The 20,478-nt window shown below is 49.1% G+C and carries 13 protein-coding genes, 1 tRNA gene and 1 pseudogene; 14 read left to right on the forward strand and 1 reads right to left on the reverse strand.

All coding sequences use genetic code 11. From position 1 onward, the window contains the following. Positions 1–62: 62 nt before the first annotated feature. The 6 genes from AC1HDJ_RS08205 (at position 63) to menE (ending at position 7,666) form a co-directional block, all read left to right on the forward strand. On the forward strand, positions 63–1,487 hold the full coding sequence (locus tag AC1HDJ_RS08205) for an isochorismate synthase (protein ID WP_479534949.1): 1,425 nt from the start codon (positions 63–65) through the stop codon (positions 1,485–1,487). Next, positions 1,468–3,171 (forward strand): 2-succinyl-5-enolpyruvyl-6-hydroxy-3-cyclohexene-1-carboxylic-acid synthase, encoded by a 1,704-nt coding sequence (menD, locus tag AC1HDJ_RS08210; RefSeq protein ID WP_479534951.1) that lies wholly within the window; start codon positions 1,468–1,470, stop codon positions 3,169–3,171. The genes AC1HDJ_RS08205 and menD overlap by 20 nt, the downstream gene beginning before the upstream one ends. A 100-nt stretch (positions 3,172–3,271) precedes the next feature. After that, positions 3,272–4,108 carry a 2-succinyl-6-hydroxy-2,4-cyclohexadiene-1-carboxylate synthase gene (menH, locus tag AC1HDJ_RS08215; protein WP_479534953.1) on the forward strand — a complete coding sequence of 279 codons (837 nt, stop codon included), beginning with the start codon at positions 3,272–3,274 and terminating at the stop codon, positions 4,106–4,108. A gap of 135 nt (positions 4,109–4,243) precedes the next feature. Continuing rightward, positions 4,244–5,101, forward strand: a complete 858-nt coding sequence (gene menB, locus AC1HDJ_RS08220) for a 1,4-dihydroxy-2-naphthoyl-CoA synthase (protein ID WP_438623098.1) — start codon at positions 4,244–4,246, stop codon at positions 5,099–5,101. A gap of 148 nt (positions 5,102–5,249) precedes the next feature. Continuing rightward, on the forward strand, positions 5,250–6,221 hold the full coding sequence (menC, locus tag AC1HDJ_RS08225) for an o-succinylbenzoate synthase (RefSeq protein WP_479534956.1): 972 nt from the start codon (positions 5,250–5,252) through the stop codon (positions 6,219–6,221). Beyond that, positions 6,203–7,666: an o-succinylbenzoate--CoA ligase gene (menE, locus tag AC1HDJ_RS08230; protein WP_479534958.1), complete on the forward strand. Its 1,464-nt coding sequence runs from the start codon at positions 6,203–6,205 to the stop codon at positions 7,664–7,666. Before menC ends, menE begins: the two co-directional genes overlap by 19 nt. A 43-nt stretch (positions 7,667–7,709) precedes the next feature. On the opposite strand, the gene AC1HDJ_RS08235 is transcribed toward menE, so the two are convergent. Then, positions 7,710–8,141, reverse strand: a complete 432-nt coding sequence (locus AC1HDJ_RS08235) for a GNAT family N-acetyltransferase (protein WP_438630198.1) — start codon at positions 8,139–8,141, stop codon at positions 7,710–7,712. Positions 8,142–8,572: 431 nt separating this feature from the next. On the opposite strand from AC1HDJ_RS08235, the gene fdnG reads away from it, so the two are divergent. The 8 genes and pseudogenes from fdnG (at position 8,573) to AC1HDJ_RS08275 (ending at position 20,316) form a co-directional block, all read left to right on the forward strand. Beyond that, the gene (fdnG, locus tag AC1HDJ_RS08240) at positions 8,573–11,629 is read left to right on the forward strand and encodes a formate dehydrogenase-N subunit alpha (protein ID WP_479534960.1); all 3,057 of its coding nucleotides are present in this window, start codon (positions 8,573–8,575) and stop codon (positions 11,627–11,629) included. Between the two features lie 11 nt (positions 11,630–11,640). Beyond that, a complete protein-coding gene (gene fdxH, locus AC1HDJ_RS08245) occupies positions 11,641–12,615 on the forward strand; it encodes a formate dehydrogenase subunit beta (RefSeq protein ID WP_479534962.1) in 975 nt (324 codons plus the stop codon). After that, positions 12,612–13,259 (forward strand): formate dehydrogenase cytochrome b556 subunit, encoded by a 648-nt coding sequence (gene fdoI / locus AC1HDJ_RS08250; protein ID WP_479534964.1) that lies wholly within the window; start codon positions 12,612–12,614, stop codon positions 13,257–13,259. The genes fdxH and fdoI overlap by 4 nt, the downstream gene beginning before the upstream one ends. A gap of 6 nt (positions 13,260–13,265) precedes the next feature. Continuing rightward, positions 13,266–14,201, forward strand: coding sequence for a formate dehydrogenase accessory protein FdhE (fdhE, locus tag AC1HDJ_RS08255; protein ID WP_479534966.1), 936 nt, complete (start codon positions 13,266–13,268; stop codon positions 14,199–14,201). A gap of 96 nt (positions 14,202–14,297) precedes the next feature. After that, positions 14,298–15,716, forward strand: a pseudogene (gene selA, locus AC1HDJ_RS08260) (L-seryl-tRNA(Sec) selenium transferase); the annotation flags it as partial. 108 nt (positions 15,717–15,824) lie between these two features. Further along, on the forward strand, positions 15,825–17,798 hold the full coding sequence (selB, locus tag AC1HDJ_RS08265; protein ID WP_479534968.1) for a selenocysteine-specific translation elongation factor: 1,974 nt from the start codon (positions 15,825–15,827) through the stop codon (positions 17,796–17,798). 83 nt (positions 17,799–17,881) lie between these two features. After that, positions 17,882–17,976: transfer RNA gene (locus AC1HDJ_RS08270), tRNA-Sec, on the forward strand. A gap of 399 nt (positions 17,977–18,375) precedes the next feature. Beyond that, positions 18,376–20,316 carry a PhoX family protein gene (locus AC1HDJ_RS08275; protein WP_479534970.1) on the forward strand — a complete coding sequence of 647 codons (1,941 nt, stop codon included), beginning with the start codon at positions 18,376–18,378 and terminating at the stop codon, positions 20,314–20,316. Positions 20,317–20,478 lie beyond the last annotated feature (162 nt).

Consider the following 20,478-nt stretch of genomic DNA (forward strand, 5'->3'; position numbering starts at 1 on the left):
AATATAGATCGTAAAATGAGAAGAGATGACCCGTGAGCGGATAATTTACGCATGAGGTTACTTTGAATCTGCTTGATGACCTGATGCCTCGTGTGCATCAGTTACTCTGTTCTTGGCCGGAAAACGGCGCGTCAGCTGAAAAAACAGCAGAAAAAAAGGGTGCGAAACTGAACCCGACGCAGAACGATGTGAGCTCAACCGACGCTGTTTTCCCGCCGAATGCAGGTGCTCAGCGGATAACGCTTCCGCTGAAACGTCAGGAGATGGGTAAATTACTCGACTGGCTGGCAGCACAGACGTTGTTTCCTAAATTCTATTGGTTACACCGTGATGGCTCTGAAGAGGTGGCTGCTTTGGGGCAGGTGCGTAATTTTACACGCCCTGATGCTGCTAGTGCATTTGTTCGCCAGCAAGAGAGCGCATTTCGCCTATGGGGTGGAACGGCGTTTGATGGTGAGCAGGCCCGCAGTCACGGCTGCCTTAGTGGTTGGTTTTTTCTGCCGCGTTTTGAGCTGAGTCAGGGCACAAAAGGTGCGCAACTGGTCATTAATTTGTTCAGTCAGACCTCTTTACGTGCCGATGCCGCTCTGGCATGGCAGCAATTCAGCGCCTTGGTCAGTGGTACTGCATTAACGCTACCGGATGTGACTGTGGTGCGTGCGCAGCATTTACCGGAGCACGGTGCATGGTGTGATCTTGTCAATCGTGCTTTGGCGGCGATTGAAGCGCATCAGGTTGATAAAGTGGTGCTGGCGCGTAAAACTACGTTAACGCTCGATACGCCGGTTGCTCCGCCGCAGTTGCTTAATGCCAGCCGTAGGGTGAATCACCGTTGTTTCCATTTTATGCTGGCAATAGATGATAAGCATGGGTTTATGGGATCAAGCCCTGAACGGCTGTTCCGACGGCACGGGTTGGCGCTGCACACGGAAGCGTTGGCCGGAACGGTATCACGTACCGGTGATGATAAGCGCGATACTCAGCTGGCAAACTGGCTGCTTTCAGATAAAAAGAATCAACATGAAAATCTGCTGGTGGTTGAGGATATCTGCACTCGTTTAAACGGGCATGTAGATAATGTTGATGTGCTTTCGGCAGAAGTGTTGGTGCTGCGTAAAGTACAGCATTTACGGCGTAAAATTACTGCCCAGCTGCGCACCCGCGATGATGCCGAGTGCCTTGAATGGTTGCATCCTACGGCGGCGGTGGCCGGATTACCGCGCGAACCGGCCCGTGTATTTATCCATGAACATGAGCCATTTGAACGGGGCTGGTATGCCGGTTCAGTGGGCTATCTTTCGCGTGATCGCGCCGAGTTTACGGTGGCGATCCGCTCTGCATTAATTCAACAAAATTACGTTCATTTATTTGCCGGCGCAGGAATTGTGCCCGGCTCTGACCCAGAAGCTGAGTGGCAGGAGATCGAGCGCAAAGCGGCCGGTCTGCGCACTCTGCTGGAGCCCGACTATGTCAATGAGTGCCTTTAATCGTCGCTGGGCGGGGGTAGTACTGGAAGCGATTACCCGTCACGGGGTGCGCCATGTCTGTATTGCACCCGGTTCCCGTTCTACACCGCTTACATTAGAAGCGGCTGCACATGCAAAACTGACCTGCCATACGCACTTTGATGAGCGTGGGCTAGGGCATATGGCCCTTGGTATGGCAAAAACCTTAAATCAACCGGTTGCCGTCATTGTGACATCCGGTACGGCGGTGGCTAATCTTTATCCCGCATTAATTGAGGCGGGGTTAACTAAAGAGAAACTGGTGCTGCTGACAGCAGATCGGCCACCGGAACTGGTAGATTGTGGTGCAAATCAGGCCATTCGTCAGCCTGATATGTTTGCTTCTCACCCCTGTGTCAGCCTGAATTTACCACGGCCAAGTGCCGATATTCCGGCGCGCTGGTTGCTGTCAACGTTGGATGATGCCATGCATCAACAACATCAGCAGGGCGGTGCGGTGCATATTAACTGCCCGTTTGCCGAGCCGTTGTACGGCAACGATCAGCACGCTTTTACCGAGTGGTTAGCACCGGTGAATACATGGCTGCAAAGCACAAAACCGTGGGTCAGCTTTAGTGCGCCAGTTGCGCAGGCTGAAACTGATCCACAGTGGGAAACGCTGCGTCGTCAGAAAGGGGTGATTGTTGTCGGCCAGTTGGCACTCGGTGAAGGTGCGGCTATTGCAGCATGGGCGCAACAGTTGGGTTGGCCACTGATTACTGATGTGCAGTCGGGTGTTTCGCCGATGTTGCCTTATGCCGATTTGTGGATGAGCAATTCGCATGCACTTGAGCGGTTAGCTGAGGCGGATATTGTACTGCAATTTGGTGCGCGCTTTATCTCTAAACGTATTAATCAGTGGCTGGAAACACTGAGTGTGCCGGAGTATTGGCTGATTGACCCGCAGCAGGGGCGGCTTGATCCGTATCACCAGCACAGCCGCCGCATTTGTTGTGCGGTGGCACAGTGGGTTAGCGTGCATCCGGCTGATCCGGTAGATAGCACCCGCAAACCGTGGGCTCCTGAACTTCCCGCATTGGCGCGTTTTTCCCATACGCAAGTACAAAAACAGGTGGGATCAAAGCTCTGTGAAGCTTCTATTGCCCATCACTTAAATAAAATTCTTCCGCCGGAAGGTCAGGTATTTTTGGGCAACAGCCTGATTGTGCGTTTGATTGATGCACTCGGCACGTTGCCGGAAAACTACCCGATCTTCAGTAACCGTGGCGCGAGCGGTATTGATGGCTTGATCTCTACTGCCGCGGGCGTGGCCAAAGCGGGCGGTAAGCCAACGCTGGCGATCATGGGGGATATGTCAGCATTGTATGATCTAAACTCCATGGCACTGCTACGCAACTTAGGCGTGCCGTTTGTGCTGATTGTAGTGAACAACAATGGCGGTGCGATTTTTGACATGCTGCCTGTGCCTTCAGAAGAGCGGGATCGCCTCTACCGTATGCCGCATGGTCTGGATTTCTCGCATGCCGCAGCGATGTTCGGCATGACCTACACGCGCCCTTATACTTGGGCCGATGTGGGTACGGCACTGCGTCAGGCCTATATCAAAAACGGGGCGATGCTGATGGAGCTGAAAGTTGCCGACAGCGAAGGCGCAGATACACTGCGCGCGCTGTTACAGCAAGTGCGTGATGCGGTGATTAATTGATCTGATCCCAGCATAACCTTTCTGGATGCTGCATAGCCGGAAACGCCCGCTATGCAGCTCATTATCAACCGAATGACTGAATCTACAGGTTCATTGAAATATGCAGCGAGAGCATGACGCTATCCTACAAACCACGCTTTATTGCCAAAAACAGGGCGCTGTTGAGGCTGTTGAGAACGGTCAGCCCTATCTGGTTTGGCTACACGGTTTTTTAGGCAGCAGCGAAGACTGGCAGGCCGTTGTTCCCCACTTTGCTGATTATCCAAATCTGGTGGTGGATCTTCCGGGGCATGGCGGATCATCGTCGATCCGTGTGCGCAGTATGGCGCAGGTCAATCAGCTGTTGATCAATACCCTCAAGCAGCAGGGCATTGAGCGATATTGGCTGGTCGGGTACTCAATGGGCGGGCGAATTGCCTGCTTTCATGCTACACAGCCTACCGAGCAAGAAAATGACATCGCATCATCACCTACTGGGCTGTGCGGGCTGATTGTCGAAGGTGCACATCCGGGGCTGGCACAGGAAGAGCAGTGTCTTGGTCGTTGGTATCATGATAACCGCTGGGCAGAGCGTTTTCGCCGTCAGCCATTGGCAAATGTGCTCGACGAGTGGTATCGCCAACCGGTTTTTGCCGATCTTAGCGCCGATATGCGCAGTGCAATGATCGCCGCCCGTAGCCAGAATGATCCACAGGCTTTGGCGATGATGCTTGAAGGCACATCACTGGCCCGTCAGCCACAAATGAGCCGCGCATTGCAGCGTTTATCCGTGCCGTTTGCATATCTGACTGGCAGTAAAGATGTGAAGTTTCAGCGTATCGCACAACAGTACGGGTTTCCGCTAACTATTATTACTGATGCCGGACATAACGCACACACTGCTAATCCGGCAGAATTTTCCGCTGAGGTGCGCCGTATTCTGAATGGCGCTCATTGATTGCGTGTTCGTTAACACACGCTATTGGCGATGAAATACGCTATGACATAAAAATCGTGCCGATGAGGCAAAGCAGCCCACGCATTATCACGGTTTTTGTTTGTTACCATTTTTTCAATCATAGGAAGCAGCCTGATGCTTTATCCAAGCGAAGAAGAACTGTATGCCGCGGTAGAATGGCATGATTGCTCAGAAGGTTATACCGATATTCAGTATCACAAATCGGCTGACGGTATTGCTAAAATCACCATCAATCGCCCGGAAGTGCGCAATGCGTTTCGCCCACTGACCGTTAAAGAGATGCTACAGGCACTGGCTGATGCGCGCTATGACGACAATATCGGCGTAATCGTGCTGACAGGTCAGGGCGAGAAAGCATTCTGTGCGGGCGGCGATCAGAAAATTCGTGGCGATTACGGCGGCTATCAGGATGACTCGGGTGTGCATCACCTGAATGTGCTTGATTTTCAGCGCCAGATCCGTACCTGCCCGAAACCTGTTGTGGCCATGGTTGCTGGATATGCAGTTGGGGGCGGCCATGTGCTGCACATGATGTGCGATCTGACTATTGCGGCAGAGAATGCCCAGTTTGGTCAGACCGGCCCAAAAGTGGGTTCGTTTGATGGCGGCTGGGGTGCATCGTATATGGCCCGCATTGTTGGCCAGAAAAAAGCGCGTGAAATCTGGTTCTTATGCCGTATGTATGGCGCACAAGAAGCGTTGGATATGGGGCTGGTGAACACGGTCGTTTCACTGGAAAATCTTGAGCGTGAAACCGTACGCTGGTGTCGTGAAATGCTGCGCAACAGCCCGATGGCACTGCGTTGCCTGAAAGCAGCGCTGAATGCTGACTGTGATGGTCAGGCGGGTCTGCAAGAGCTGGCCGGTAATGCCACTATGCTGTTCTATATGACTGATGAAGGGCAGGAAGGGCGTAACGCATTCAACGAAAAGCGCCAGCCTGATTTTAGTAAATTCAAGCGTAACCCGTAATTGTTGCTATCACGGTAACGGTACCAATGCGGTCATGATCTAAATAGGGCATGGCCGCACTGATAGCGGTGAGATAGCCCTACACGGAATCTATTTCCTGCAAAATAGAAAGTTATGCTTTTTACATAATAAATGAGTGAATAACGCCATGAGAACTGCGGCTCTGTATCGCTATAGTGTGCCGATGGAAGCTGGAATTGGCCTGCGTAACCGTCCGTTAAAAACCCGCGAAGGCCTGATTATTCATCTGCAACACGGTGATAAACAAGGTTGGGGGGAAATTGCCCCGTTGCCCTATTTCAGCGAAGAGACGCTCGAACAAGCTCAAGCAGATGCACTGTGCTGGCTAACCCGCTGGCAGGCAGATGAGCAACCTGAAGATCCACAGTGGCCTTCAGTCGCCTTTGGCGTGAGCTGTGCAGAAGCTGAACTTTCTGGTGAACTGCCTTTGCATGGTGATTTTCGTACTGTACCACTCTGTTCAGGTGATCCCGACGAGCTGTTTACCACACTGAATGACATGCCCGGTGAGAAGATTGCTAAGGTAAAAGTGGGCCTGTATGAATCGGTGCGCGATGGCATGATAGTCAATATGCTACTTGAGGCACTGCCCGATTTAACGTTGCGCTTGGATGCCAACCGCGCGTGGACACGCGCAAAAGCCGATGGATTTGCAAAATACGTGAACCCAGATTACCGTGCGCGGATCCAATTTCTGGAAGAGCCGTGCAAAACGCCGCAAGAGAGTCTGGCTTATGCCCAGTATACCGGCATCAATATTGCGTGGGATGAAACGGTACGTGACCCCGGCTTTGTGGTCAAAGCCGAAGAGGGCGTTACGGCAATTGTGATTAAACCAACACTGGTCGGCAGCTTGCAACGTTGCCAAGCCTTGGTCACTCAGGCGCATGAACAGGGTTTAACGGCGGTGATTAGCTCAAGCATTGAATCCAGCCTTGGGCTGACCCAACTTGCGCGGGTTGCCGCATGGCTGACACCCGACACTCAGCCGGGTTTAGACACCTTAAACATGATGACAGCGCAAGTTCTTCGCCCGTGGCCAGACAGTGCGTTACCGATGATCAGCCAAGGTCAGTTGGAATGTCTCTGGCAGCGTTAAGTGACTATCCGTGGCAGGTGTGGGCACGGCAGCGTGTAGCCGAAACTGCACTGATCACCGAGCAGGGCACGCTGACATGGCAGCAACTGGCCGCAGAGGTTAATCTTCGCGCGCAGCATCTGGCTGCGTGCGGAGTCTCTGCCGGAACGGGCGTGGCACTGTTAGGCCGCAATAGCCCCGCGTTATTGCTTGATTATCTGGCCACAATTCAGCTGGGTGCGCGGGTTTTGCTGCTGAACCCGCAGTTGCCGGAACTTCAGCAAGCAGAGCTGGTGCAGCGGCTGGATATTAGCCTACTATCTGAACCGCAATTATCTGCGCCGCAATGGTCAGAGCTTCAGACTCGTGACTCTACTGCTGGGGTGGATACCGATAATCCAGTGCAATATAACCAGCAGCCGGCCTATGATCATCAGCCCGTGTACAGCGCACCATGGCAGCCATCGCGACCGGCTACAGTCACACTGACCTCCGGCTCAAGCGGCCTACCCAAAGGGGTGGTGCACTCTGTAGCTAACCATCTGGCCAGTGCCGACGGTTTATTGCAGTTGATGCATTTTACCGCTGCAGATAGCTGGTTACTTAGCCTGCCGCTATTTCATGTTTCGGGTCAGGGCATCGTTTGGCGCTGGTTACTGCGCGGTGCGCGGTTAGTTCTGCGCGATACGCGTGATCTGCTGCATGCGTTGCGCGGCTGTACCCATGCATCGTTAGTGCCGACACAGCTTTATCGCCTGCTCAACCAGAGTGCTCAGCACGATCAGCCTGTTGCTAAACCAGTATTGCGTGAAGTGTTATTGGGCGGGGCGATGATCCCAGTTGAGCTCACCACGCAGGCCGAACAAGTCGGTATCACTTGTTGGTGCGGCTATGGGATGACTGAAATGGCCTCAACAGTCAGTGCAAAACGTGCCGACAGCCTGCCCGGTGTGGGGCTGTGCTTACCGCGCCGTATGTTGCATCTCGAACATGATGAAATTTGGGTTAAAGGTGAACCGCTGGCATTGGGTTACTGGCGTGAAGGTACTATTGAGCCGCTTACCAACCCGCAAGGCTGGTTTGCTACCCGTGATCGGGGTTGTTGGGAAAACCAAGAACTGCGGATCTTAGGCCGTTTAGATAACATGTTTATCAGTGGCGGCGAAAATATTCAGCCGGAAGAGGTAGAGCGGATACTTGCCCAGCATCCGCAAATAATGCAGGCGTTTGTGCTGCCCGTGCCCGACTGTGAATTTGGGCAGCGTCCGGTTGCGGTGTTACAGCTAAACAGCCATAACAACACCGAGTTTACGGAAATTGCCCAGTGGTTAATGCCACAAATCAGCCGCTTTAAGCAGCCAATTGCCTATTACGCCTTACCGGAAAACCTGCAACAAGGCGGAATTAAAATATCCCGTAAAGCCGTCGCGGTTTGGCTATCAGAACAATTGCAGCTGATACCATAAAAACAGCATGAAATATTATAAAAATGCAGAGAATAGGGGGATCTTAATCCCCTTTTTTATAGATATTCGGATCATGAATTTCCATATACACCTGCGGGCGGGGCAGCGGTTCAAAACCGTATTTATTGTACAACGCATGGGCATCAGCGGTTGTCAGCACAAAACGGCGTAGCCCCTGTAAATCAGGGTGTGCCATTACTGCCTCAAGCATAGTTCCGGCAATACCCTGACCCCGAAACTCCTCCAGCACAAACACATCGCACAAATAAGCAAACGTAGCATAATCTGAAATCACACGGCAGAACCCGACCAGCTCATCGCCCTTGAGTGCACTAAAACACAATGAGTGATCAAGGCCACGCAGCAGCGTTTCCCGTGGAATGCGGCGAGCCCAATTGCTCTGTTCAGAAAGGAACTGATAAACCCGTTCATCATCAACATCTTTACGTTGATCGGAAATGGTTATTTGCAACATGCTCATACTCCGGTTACGACACTGTTTATTGAGCATACCTTAATTTGTCGGGGGATAAAGCCGACAGCAGGTTAAATTTATTTGTGCGAACAACGGATTATTTTGATATTACGCCAGCACTGTCTATTTTTCAGTTTCCCACCCTCTGCTTTGTATCCCCCAAAAAGGCTTTGCACGTATTACAAACGTGCCTGATTTGCTTATATGTGAAGATGCATATGATGTGATTGCAATGTAAAAATAAGCCAGATAACTGAGTGTAATTTGTATTTTACGTGTGTTTTAGCACAGGTTTTTATGCTGAAAATCGACAGAATTGTTATGAATACGCTATTATCCACAACAGCCCTATGGGTATGCGTTAAGACAGACGTGTTTCAGAGCACTTAAAATAAAAAGTAAACGTGATCAAAGTGATCAAGGAGATGACCATGCAGGTCAGCAGAAGACAGTTTTTTAAAGTCTGTGCTGGTGGTATGGCAGGGACAACATTGGCTGCACTGGGGTTCGCTCCGGCGACTGCGCTGGCCGATGTTCGCAGTTATAAACTGATGCGGGCAAAAGAGACTCGCAACACCTGCACATACTGTTCAGTCGGCTGTGGAATTTTACTCTACAGCTTAGGGGATGGCGCGAAAAACGCGAAAGCCGAAATTTTCCATATCGAGGGTGATCCCGATCATCCGGTCAACCGAGGTGCATTGTGCCCGAAAGGGGCGGGGCTGGTGGATTTTGTCCACAGTGAAAGCCGCCTGAAATACCCGCAATATCGCGCGCCCGGCTCTGATAAATGGCAGCGTATTAGCTGGGATGATGCCTTTAGCCGCATTGCCCGTTTAATGAAAGATGACCGCGATAGCCATTTTGAAACCACCAATCAGCAAGGTGTTACCGTAAACCGTTGGTTGAGTACCGGCATGCTGTGTGCTTCGGCTGCCAGTAACGAAACGGGCTGGATAACGCAAAAAGTGGTGCGTTCATTAGGAATGTTAGCGGTCGATAACCAAGCGCGTGTCTGACACGGACCAACGGTGGCAAGTCTTGCCCCAACATTTGGTCGCGGTGCGATGACAAACCATTGGGTTGACATTAAAAATGCCAACCTGATTGTGGTGATGGGCGGGAATGCAGCAGAAGCGCATCCTGTCGGTTTCCGCTGGGTGATGGAAGCGAAAACTAAAAATAATGCCAAACTTCTGGTGATTGATCCGCGCTTTACCCGCACGGCTTCAGTGGCTGACTACTATGCCCCGATCCGGCCGGGTACTGATATTGTCTTCCTGTCAGGGCTAATTTTACACCTGCTGACCGAAAATAAGGTCAACATGGAGTACGTGCGTGCCTATACCAACGCCAGCTTACTGGTGCGGGATGACTACGCCTTCAATGATGGCCTGTTCTCTGGCTATGATGCCGAAAAACGGCGCTATGATAAAACCAGTTGGAATTACCAGCTTGGCGCTGATGGCTATGCGCTTGAAGACCCGACACTCACCCATCCGCGTTGCGTTTGGAACCTGCTGAAACAGCATGTCAGCCGCTATACCCCTGATGTGGTTGAGAATATCTGTGGCACACCGAAAGAGGCATTTCTAACGGTTTGCGACTATATCGCCCAAACCAGTGCACCGGATAAAACCACCTCATTTTTATATGCCTTGGGCTGGACACAGCACTCCGTTGGCTCACAAAATATTCGCACCATGGCGATGGTTCAGTTGTTGCTCGGGAATATGGGCATGGCAGGCGGTGGCGTTAACGCGCTGCGTGGTCACTCCAATATTCAGGGCTTGACCGATGTTGGGTTGTTATCACAAAGCCTGCCCGGTTATCTGAGCTTGCCGTCAGAAAAAGAGACCGATTTGGCCACTTACTTGGCCAAAAATACCCCTAAACCCCTGCGTGCAGGACAGGTGAACTACTGGGCCAACTACCCAACTTTCTTCATCTCATTGATGAAATCGTTCTGGGGAAACAGTGCCACACCTGAGAATAACTGGGGCTATGACTGGTTACCTAAGTGGGATAAAGGCTACGATGTTCTGCAATACTTCACCTTAATGGGGCAGAACAAGGTGAACGGCTATATTTGTCAGGGTTTTAATCCGGTTGCCTCCTTCCCTGATAAAAATAAAGTGGTTGCTAACCTGAGTAAGCTCAAGTTTTTGGTCACTATTGATCCACTGGTCACTGAAACCTCTACATTTTGGCAAAATCACGGCGAAATGAACGCGGTTGATACTGCCACCATTCAGACCGAAGTGTTCCGCCTGCCGTCGACCTGTTTTGCCGAAGAAGATGGCGCAATCGTCAATTCTGGGCGTTGGTTACAATGGCACTGGAAAGGGGCAGATGCTCCGGGTGAAGCGCGCGGCGATCAAGAGATTATTGCGGGGATCTTCTTAAAGCTAAAAGAGCTATATGCCAAAGAGGGCGGCGCGTATGCCGAGCCGATTCATGCGTTGAGCTGGAACTATCTGCAGCCAGAATCCCCAAGCCCTGAAGAGCTGGCAAAAGAGCTGAACGGCAAAACCTTAGCCGATCAGTTTGATAGCCGTGATCCCACTAAAATCAAACTGAAAAAAGGTGAGCAACTCTCAACGTTTGCTCAGTTAAAAGATGACGGCTCTACTGCCAGTGCGTGCTGGATCTTTGCCGGAAGCTGGACAGCGGAAGGCAACCAGATGGCACGGCGCGACAATGCTGATCCATCGGGGCTTGGTAACACCTTGGGTTGGGCGTGGGCGTGGCCGGTCAACCGGCGGATCTTGTATAACCGTGCATCCGCTAATCCAGCCGGACAACCGTGGGATCCAAAACGCAAATTAATTGGCTGGAACGGTGAGATCTGGAGCGGTATTGATGTGCCTGATTTCAAAACCGATGCCGGGCCTGACAGCAACGCAGGGCCATTTATCATGCAGCCGGAAGGGTTGGGGCGTTTATTCGCACTCGACAAAATGGCTGAAGGCCCGTTCCCGGAACACTATGAACCGTTTGAAACGCCGATTGGTACTAACCCGATGCATGCTTCGGTGATCTCGAACCCAGCAGCGCGGATCTTCAAAGAAGATCAGGCGCAATTAGGTTCTCACACCGAGTTTCCATATGTGGGAACAACTTATCGGCTAACCGAGCACTTCCACTACTGGACCAAACATTCGCGCCTGAACGCCATTATTCAGCCCGAACAGTTTATCGAGATCAGTGATGTACTGGCGGCCGAAAAGGGCATTGCGCATGGTGATACGGTGAAAGTATCCAGCCAGCGTGGTTATATCAAGGCCAAAGCGGTAGTTACTAAGCGGATAAAACCGCTGACCGTAAACGGCCAAACGGTATACACCATCGGTATTCCAATTCACTGGGGCTTTGAAGGGGTAGCGAAAAAAGGCTTTCTGGCCAATACCCTGACACCGTTTGTCGGCGATGCGAACAGCCAGACACCGGAGTTCAAGGCATTTTTAGTTAACGTCGAGAAGGTGTAACGGAGTCAATTATGTCAATGCAATCACAAGACATCATTCGCCGCTCAGCCACCTCGTCGCTGACTCCGCCGCCGCAAACGCGCGATTACAAAATGGAAGTGGCCAAGCTGATTGATGTCACCACCTGTATTGGCTGTAAAGCCTGTCAGGTGGGGTGCTCAGAGTGGAATGACTTGCGTGATGAGATCGGCAGCAATGTGGGTGTCTATGATAATCCGGCCGACTTGTCGGCCAAAACATGGACATTGATGCGCTTTAGTGAAACTGAAGAGAACGGTAAGCTAGAGTGGCTGATCCGTAAAGATGGCTGCATGCACTGCAGTGATCCGGGTTGCCTGAAAGCTTGCCCGTCAGAGGGCGCAATCATTCAATACCGTAACGGTATTGTGGATTTCCAGTCGGAACAGTGTATCGGCTGCGGTTATTGTATCTCAGGTTGCCCGTTCAATATTCCACGGATTAACGAACAAGATAACCGAGCTTACAAATGCACCTTGTGCTCTGATCGCGTTAATGTCGGTCAAGAGCCTGCGTGTGTGAAAACCTGTCCGACCGGCGCTATCCATTTTGGCTCGAAAGAGGACATGTTGCACTTGGCCGAAACGCGGGTTGCCGAGCTGAACACGCGCGGCTTTGCTAATGCAGGCGTGTACGATCCGCAAGGGGTTGGGGGCACGCATGTCATGTATGTGTTACATCATGCCGATAAACCTGACCTTTACCACGGTCTGCCAAAAGATCCGCATGTGAGCGACACCATCCGGTTCTGGAAAAGTGTCTGGAAACCGCTGGCCGCGATCGGCTTTGCGGCAACCTTTGCCGCCAGCTTGTTCCACTACGTGGGCGTAGGGCCAAACAGAGTCAGTCAGGATGAGGAAGAGGATGCAAATAGCAACTCAACTGAAACTGACAGTCAGCAAACCTCTGATTCGCAGACTCAAGCGCCGCACCGTCGACAGGATCAGGATAAAGGAGGCAAACAATGAGTCAGCAGCGTCTTATCCAGCGTTACAGTGCGCCGGAGCGGATCAACCACTGGATTGTCGCTTTCTGCTTTATGCTGGCGGGGATCAGCGGGTTGGGCTTTCTGTTTCCCTCGTTTAACTGGCTGATGGGTATTTTTGGCACACCGCAATTAGCGAGGATTTTGCATCCATTCACCGGTGTCATCATGTTTGTTGCGTTCAGTTTCATGTTTGTACGTTACTGGCGGCACAACTTGATCAACCGTGAAGATCTGATCTGGGCTAAGAATATCCATCGTATCGCCATGAACCATGAAATGGGTGATACCGGCCGCTATAACTTTGGGCAGAAATGCGTATTCTGGCTGGCAATTGTCAGCCTGATACTGTTGTTGCTCAGTGGTATTGTGATCTGGCGTCCGTACTTTGCACCTGTGTTTCCTATTCCGCTCATCCGCATCGCGCTGTTGCTGCATTCGGTTGCAGCCGTTGGGCTAATGTTGGTCATTATGATCCACGTTTATGCGGCATTGTGGATCAAAGGCACAATCACCGCGATGGTTGAAGGTTGGGTTACCACAGGCTGGGCAAAGAAACATCACCCGCGCTGGTTTCGTGAATCACAACAAAAAAATCTCGCTAATAGCGATAAACCAAGGCAGTAATTTTTCATGAGTATCCGCATCGTCCCAAAAGAAAAATTGGATGCTGATGGCAGAAAAAACAACACGGCGGGAGTTATCCCGCCGTTACTTTTCGCCAATATCAACACCCTGTATCAACACCGCTCAGCCCGCATGGCTGCGTTGGCACAACAGCATCCGTTTGCCGAGTACCTGAACTTTGCCGCGCAACTTGCGCAGGCCCAACATCATGCGCAGCATGATCATCCATTACCCCAGCGCGAGCGCCAATCGATTAGCGAAAATGCTGCTTTAGAGTCAGCGCCGCCTTTGGCGGTAAAAACACAGGTTCGTTCAACGCACTGGCATCAGTTGTTGCATGCGATCATTGCCGAGTTGCGGCCTGATATGCATGAGCCTATTTCAAGCGTATTAGACAGCCTAGAAAAAGCTTCTGCCACAGAGTTGGAGCAGTATGCCGATGCACTGCTGCGTTACGATTTTGCTTCGGTAGGCAGTGATAAAGCACCGTTTTTATGGGCAGCGTTATCCATATATTGGGTGCAATTGGCCGCAGAGTTACCAAAACATGCCATTGCCGAATACGGTGAGCAACGTCAGTGTTGCCCTGTATGCCAGAGTGTGCCGGTTTCCGGTGTGATTCAACTGGGTACGGCGCAAGGTTTGCGCTATCTGCACTGCGCACTGTGTGAGTCAGAGTGGCATGTGGTACGAGTAAAGTGCAGCCACTGTGAGCAGACAGGCAAGCTCGATTACTGGTCACTTGATAGCGAGCACGCCGCCATTAAAGCCGAAAGTTGTGGTGAGTGTGGCAGTTATCTCAAATTACTGTATCAAGAAAAAGACCCTCATAGCGAAGCGGTGGCCGATGATTTGGCTTCGCTGTTTTTGGATGCAAAAATGGAAGAAGAGGGGTTTATTCGCAGCAGTTTAAATCCGCTGGTATTTCCTCAGGGTGAATAGCCCTATTTTCACGCGATATTATAGTGTATATGTGTGATAAATAGAGATATCCTCTGTAATTAGACTTTTCTCTTTTAAATAATAACGGACTTATGGATGAGCACCTTCTCTGACACGGCTAACAGATCCTCTTGCTTACCACTTTCGGGCTTGTATCGGCAGATCCCAGCCATTGAGCATCTGTTACGTCAGCCGGAGATCTGCGCATTAGTCAGAGAAAAAGGGCAGAGTTTTATTGTTGGAAAGCTGCGCAATTTGCAACAGCAAGCGCGTGAGCACATCAAACAGCATGCTGTATTGCCAAAATGGCACAACAACTGGGTAGATGCCCTGAACACCGAACTTGCTCGTGTTCTCTGTGCCCCCATTCCGGTTTTTAATCTAACTGGAACCGTTTTGCATACCAATTTGGGGCGTGCGTTACTGGCTGAAAATGCGATAGAGGCGGTTACTCAGGTGATGCGCCGCCCAGCCGCGCTGGAGTTTGATCTGGATAACGCCGCACGCGGACACCGTGATCAGGCTATTGCCCGGCTGTTGTGTGATCTTACCGGTGCGGAAGATGCCTGTATCGTTAACAACAATGCCGCTGCAGTCTTGCTGTTACTGGCCAGCGTTGCGGCTGGAAAAGAGGTGGTGGTTTCCCGTGGTGAACTGGTTGAAATTGGCGGCGCATTTCGTATTCCTGATGTGATGCGGCAGGCCGGTTGCCAGTTGCACGAAGTGGGCGCAACCAACCGCACACACCTGAAAGATTATCAAGCCGCTATCAATGAACAGACCGGTTTGTTGATGAAAGTGCATGCCAGTAACTACAGCATTCAGGGTTTTACAGCAGAAGTCAGCCATGCACAGCTAGCCGAATTGGGGCAGCAACATCAGCTGCTTACCGCCGTTGATCTGGGTAGCGGCTCACTGACCAATATGCAGGCTTATGGTTTGCCTGCAGAGCCGATGCCACAAACACTGATTCAGCAGGGTATTGATCTGGTTACTTTTTCGGGGGATAAACTGCTGGGCGGGCCACAAGCGGGTATTATTATCGGTAAACGAAAGTGGATAGAGAAGCTCCAATCTCATCCGCTAAAACGCGCACTGCGGGCCGATAAAATGACCCTTGCCGCGCTTGACGCTACCCTTCGCTTATATCAACAACCTGAATTGCTTGCGCAAAAATTGCCGTCGTTGCGTCTGCTTACCCGCACACCGAGTGATATCTACACCTGTGCGCAAAGTTTACATACGCCATTGCAAGCGCACTATATCCATGATTTTAAAATCGATATTCAGCGCTGTGCATCGCAAATAGGCAGCGGTTCACTGCCGCTAGATCGCCTGCCAAGCTGGGCGATAACCTTCACACCACATAATCAGCGCGGCGCGCTCTTACATATACTGTGCGATCTGTGGAGCAAATTACCGATACCGGTAATCGGCCGGATTCAAGAAGGGCATCTGTGGCTCGATTTACGCTGTGCAGAGCCAGAGTATGAAGCTGAACTGTTAGCAATGCTGACTCATCCCAGTGTTTTATCCGGTTTACATGCCCTTTCGAGCAATATGGATAAAACAACTCAGGGTTAATCTGAGCATTCTGAAAAAACAACACGGAGTCAAACCCTCATGCTGATCGCTACTGCCGGACATGTTGATCACGGTAAAACCACCTTGCTGCATGCTATTACCGGTATCAATGCAGATCGGCTGCCGGAAGAGAAGCAACGAGGGATGACCATTGATCTTGGCTACGCCTATTGGCCACAGCCAGATGGGCAGGTTATCGGTTTTATTGATGTACCCGGCCATGAAAAATTTCTGGCCAATATGCTGGCGGGGATTGGCGGTATTGACCATGCTCTGTTATTGGTTGCCTGTGATGACGGCATCATGCCGCAAACCCGTGAACACCTGCAGCTTTTGCACCTTAGCGGTTTGCAATCATTAAGCACAGTATTAACCAAAGCTGATCGCACGAGTGCTACCCGCCAACAGCAGGTGCATCTTGAAGTTACTGAGCTATTGTCAGAATACGGCTGGCAACACACGCCCTGTTTTATTACTGCCGCAACGCAACAGCAGGGGCTTGATGCCCTTAAACAGCATCTGCAGCAGTTGCAACCTTCCGCCAAAATGTACGCTCAGCGTTTTAGATTGGCCATTGATCGCGTTTTTACCGTAAAAGGTGCAGGCACAGTTGTCACCGGAACGGCCTTATCTGGGCAGGTTGCAGTGGGTGATACCCTTTGGCTAACTGGTAAAACCGGTCAGGTTTCCGTGCGCAGCTTACACGCACAAAATCAGTCAGTCTCTCAAGCAGGAGCTGGGCAGCGAGTGGCGCTGAACTTGCGCGGCGCTGATCCGCACAATATCAGGCGTGGGGACTGGTTACTGGCACAAGCACCGGTTGGCGATGCCAGTGATCGTGTCATCGTCAGGTTAGATCAGCAGCATACCTTTACCCATTGGCAACCGCTGCACCTATATCATGCCGCCAGCCATATTACCTGCCGTATCTCTTTGCTGACCGATCACCAGAGTGCCTTGCCACTTGCTGAATTGCGTTTTGATACACCGCTCTATCTGGCAGAAAAAGATCGTCTTATTTTGCGGGATATCAGCGCGCGCTACACCCTAGGTCAGGCAACGGTTATTGACCTTACACCTCCTAAGCGGGGTAAGCGTCAGGCGGGAAATTTGGCATTTTGGCAGCACTATGCACAACAAATTACATCTGATCAACGCACATTAGAAACACGTTTACAGCAAGGCTGTATCAACCTGCCGCAATTTTCGTGGGCAAGGCAACTGACACCGCAAACACTTAACGTACTGCTTGAACAAAACAGCCTATTATCAGCAGGAAACAGCATTATCAGCACAGATTATGCGCAAGGTTTACTGCAAAAATTATGCGCTGTATTGGCTGATTTTCATCAGCAAAACCCCGACCAACAGGGTATCAGCCGTTCACGTTTACAACGAATGACATACCCGTTATTAGATTCAGCACTGTTTCAGAGCCTGATAAAAATACTGCAACAACAAGACCAACTCACTATTACGCAGGGGTGGTTGCATCTGTCGGAGCACCGAATTGAGCTGAGTGAAGATCAGCAGCAACAGTGGCAATATATCTATCCGATATTGCGCTCTGCGGGAGTCAGTTGGGTGCGTGATCTGGCCACACAACTGCAAACACCCGTACAGTATAATCCCGCAACAGAGCAAAATCTAAAGCCAGAAAATAGCCAATCCTGTCAAGGGAAAAGAGACATTCAGTGGGAAGAAAACACACTTCGGCAGCTATTACAACATACCGCAAAAATAGGTTTAACCACTGCGATTGTGCCAGACCGTTACTGTTTGCGTGAACAACTACTCCAATATGCCGCCCTAATTCGCGCTTTACACTCCACGCAAGGTTCAGTATGTGCCGCTGATTTTCGCGATCATATACATATTGGCCGAAAGCTGGCGATTCAGATTTTAGAGTATTTTGATCGAAGCGGATTCACTCGTCGGCGGGGAAATAGCCATATCATACGGGATCACAGCATGTTTGCTGATACCGATTTAGACTCTTCATCCGCTCATTAATACCGTTTACTGTGGCGATAATCTGTCACTTTATAGCTGACTTTACCCGTGATTTTCTTTATAATTGAAAATGTTAGAAGCATGGAAGGTCGTCGTTTCCGGTGAGGCGGCTGGGCTTCAAATCCAGTTAGGGCTGCCAGCAGTCCTGGGCAGGTTCAACTCCTGTGACCTTCCGCCAATTAAGCTCTCCTGAACTCTCCCCGCGTCAACAAATCGATTGTAATTCAATGATATACTCAGAGCAGCTACTCTTCTATAGTCAATTCATATCAACCCACACTCAGCGAGGTTTGGAGGTTATTTTAGCTATCTTGAAAATAGGCCTATTATCAAATAAACCGAAAATTTCATTTCATTATTGATGAAGTTAATGAATGAAGTGAATAATTTTGTCTTATCTAAAATTGTATGATTATCTAGGCTAGCAGCACAGTTATTGTATTTAATAACTGAATATCATTTCTCATTATTTCATGTCGATATTGAACCGTTATGTAATATTAGTGTCACAGCTAGAATGTATTTTCTTAGAACATTAAAAATTAATTTATCAATTAGTTTGTAGGAAAGTACTCATATGAGTTTTAAAGAAAGCCGTAATGACAAAAGCACTAAAGATGTTGCGTTTGATACCATTTTATCCCACTCAATAAATAGACGTAATGTCCTAAAAGGTGCTTTTGGTGCAACGGCAACACTGTTTTTTGCTAGCAGCTCTTTAACAAGTGCATTTGCTAAATCAAAAAACAGTACTTTGCTTAATTTTAAACCTGTGCCAGCGAGCACTCTTGATACTATTGTTGTTCCAGAAGGTTACTCATTCAAATCTTTAATTTCGTGGGGTGATCCTATTATTAAAGGTGCTGCAGCATTTAATCAGAGCTTAAATTCTGCAGAAGAGCAACTTGGTCAGTTTGGGGATAACAATGACGGAATGAGTTTTTTTCATTTTATGAATGAAAAAGGAGAACTGAACCAAAATCGAGCATTAATGGCCATTAATAATGAATATTATCAGCCTTTTATTTTCCCACATCAAACGGCAAAAATTAAAAACATTAATGATTTGAAAAAAGCTCAAGCAGCTTCAGGTGTATCTATCATTGAGGTGGTAAGGGACAGTAAAAACCAATGGAAATATGTTCCCGATTCTAAATTTAATCGTCGCATTCATGCTAACACACCAATGGAAATAACAGGTGAAGTTAGAGGCTCTGATTTATTAAAATCAACATTGCATACTGATGGCGTTCATGTTTCAGGCACAATAAATAATTGCTCTAACGGAAGAACCCCATGGGGAACGTATCTGACGTGCGAAGAAAACTTCAATGTGTATTTTGGTGCAACAGACGAGTTTATACCTACTCCAGTACAAAAACGTTACGGTTTAAGTGCAAAATCTGAACCGGGCCGTGAATGGGGTGAATTTGATCCTCGTTTTGATCTAAATAAAAATCCGAATGAAGCTAATACATTTGGGTGGGTTGTTGAAATAGATCCCTTTGACCCTACCTCCGTTCCTAAAAAGCGTACGGCCTTAGGTCGCTTTATGCATGAAAATGCTGCTGTGGTCATTAACAAAGATGGGCATGTTATTGTTTACATGGGGGATGATGATCGTGGCGAATTTATGTATAAGTTTGTTTCTGAAGATGTTTTTGATGCAAGCAATCCTTCAGCTAAAAGTAACCGAGATCTTTTAGAAAAAGGGACACTATACGTAGCTCAATTTGAAGGTTCAGAAAATAAAAATAGCGTAAATGCACCAATGGGAACGGGGCGCTGGTTACCTCTTATTTGGAATGAGAATGGCCTCACACCTGATAATGGTTTTTATTCACAAGCTGATGTATTAATCAATGCACGGTTAGCGGGTACGATTGTAGGTGCAACAACAATGGATAGACCTGAGTGGGTTGCAATTAATCCGCTGACGGGTGATATTTTCACAACACTTACCAATAATAAAAATAGAGGCGTGAATGATAATCAAGCTCTCAATGCTCCGAATCCTCGTGCAGAGAACCATTATGGGCAAATTATTCGTCTTTCTTTATTAAATAAAGATCATGCTAGTGATGATTTCTCTTGGGATCTGTTTTTATTAGCAGGTAATCCGATAGTTCATAAAGGTACTTTTTACGCAGGATCTCATAATATTACGTCTGAAAACATGTTTAACAGTCCTGATGGTATTGGGTTTGATAAAGCTGGCCGCTTATGGATACAAACAGATGGTAATTATAGCAATAAAGGTGATTTTAAAGGCATGGGTAACAATCAAATGTTATGTGCTGACCCCAATACAGGCGAAGTAAAACGGTTTTTAACTGGCCCTACGGCATGTGAAATTACGGGGCTTACATTTTCAGATGATCAAAAAACAATGTTTATTAATGTTCAACATCCAGGTGAAGATAGTGTTTCTACCTTTCCACATGGAGTTAAAGGTAATGTGCCGAGATCGTCTGTTATTATGATAACTAAAGATGATAATGGTGTTATTGGTGATTGATTTTGAATCCTATAAACACTCTGCCAGGAATGGGTTTTTTAATGTACGCAATAAATTTGATGGTTAATTAATAACATTTTCATTTCTTTCTTATAGTGAGGTAATAGCTTTTACCTCACTCATTTCAATGTTTTTAAAATAGTATTGCTCAGAACAGTCAGT

This window comes from Plesiomonas sp. ISS29, from assembly GCF_056522795.1.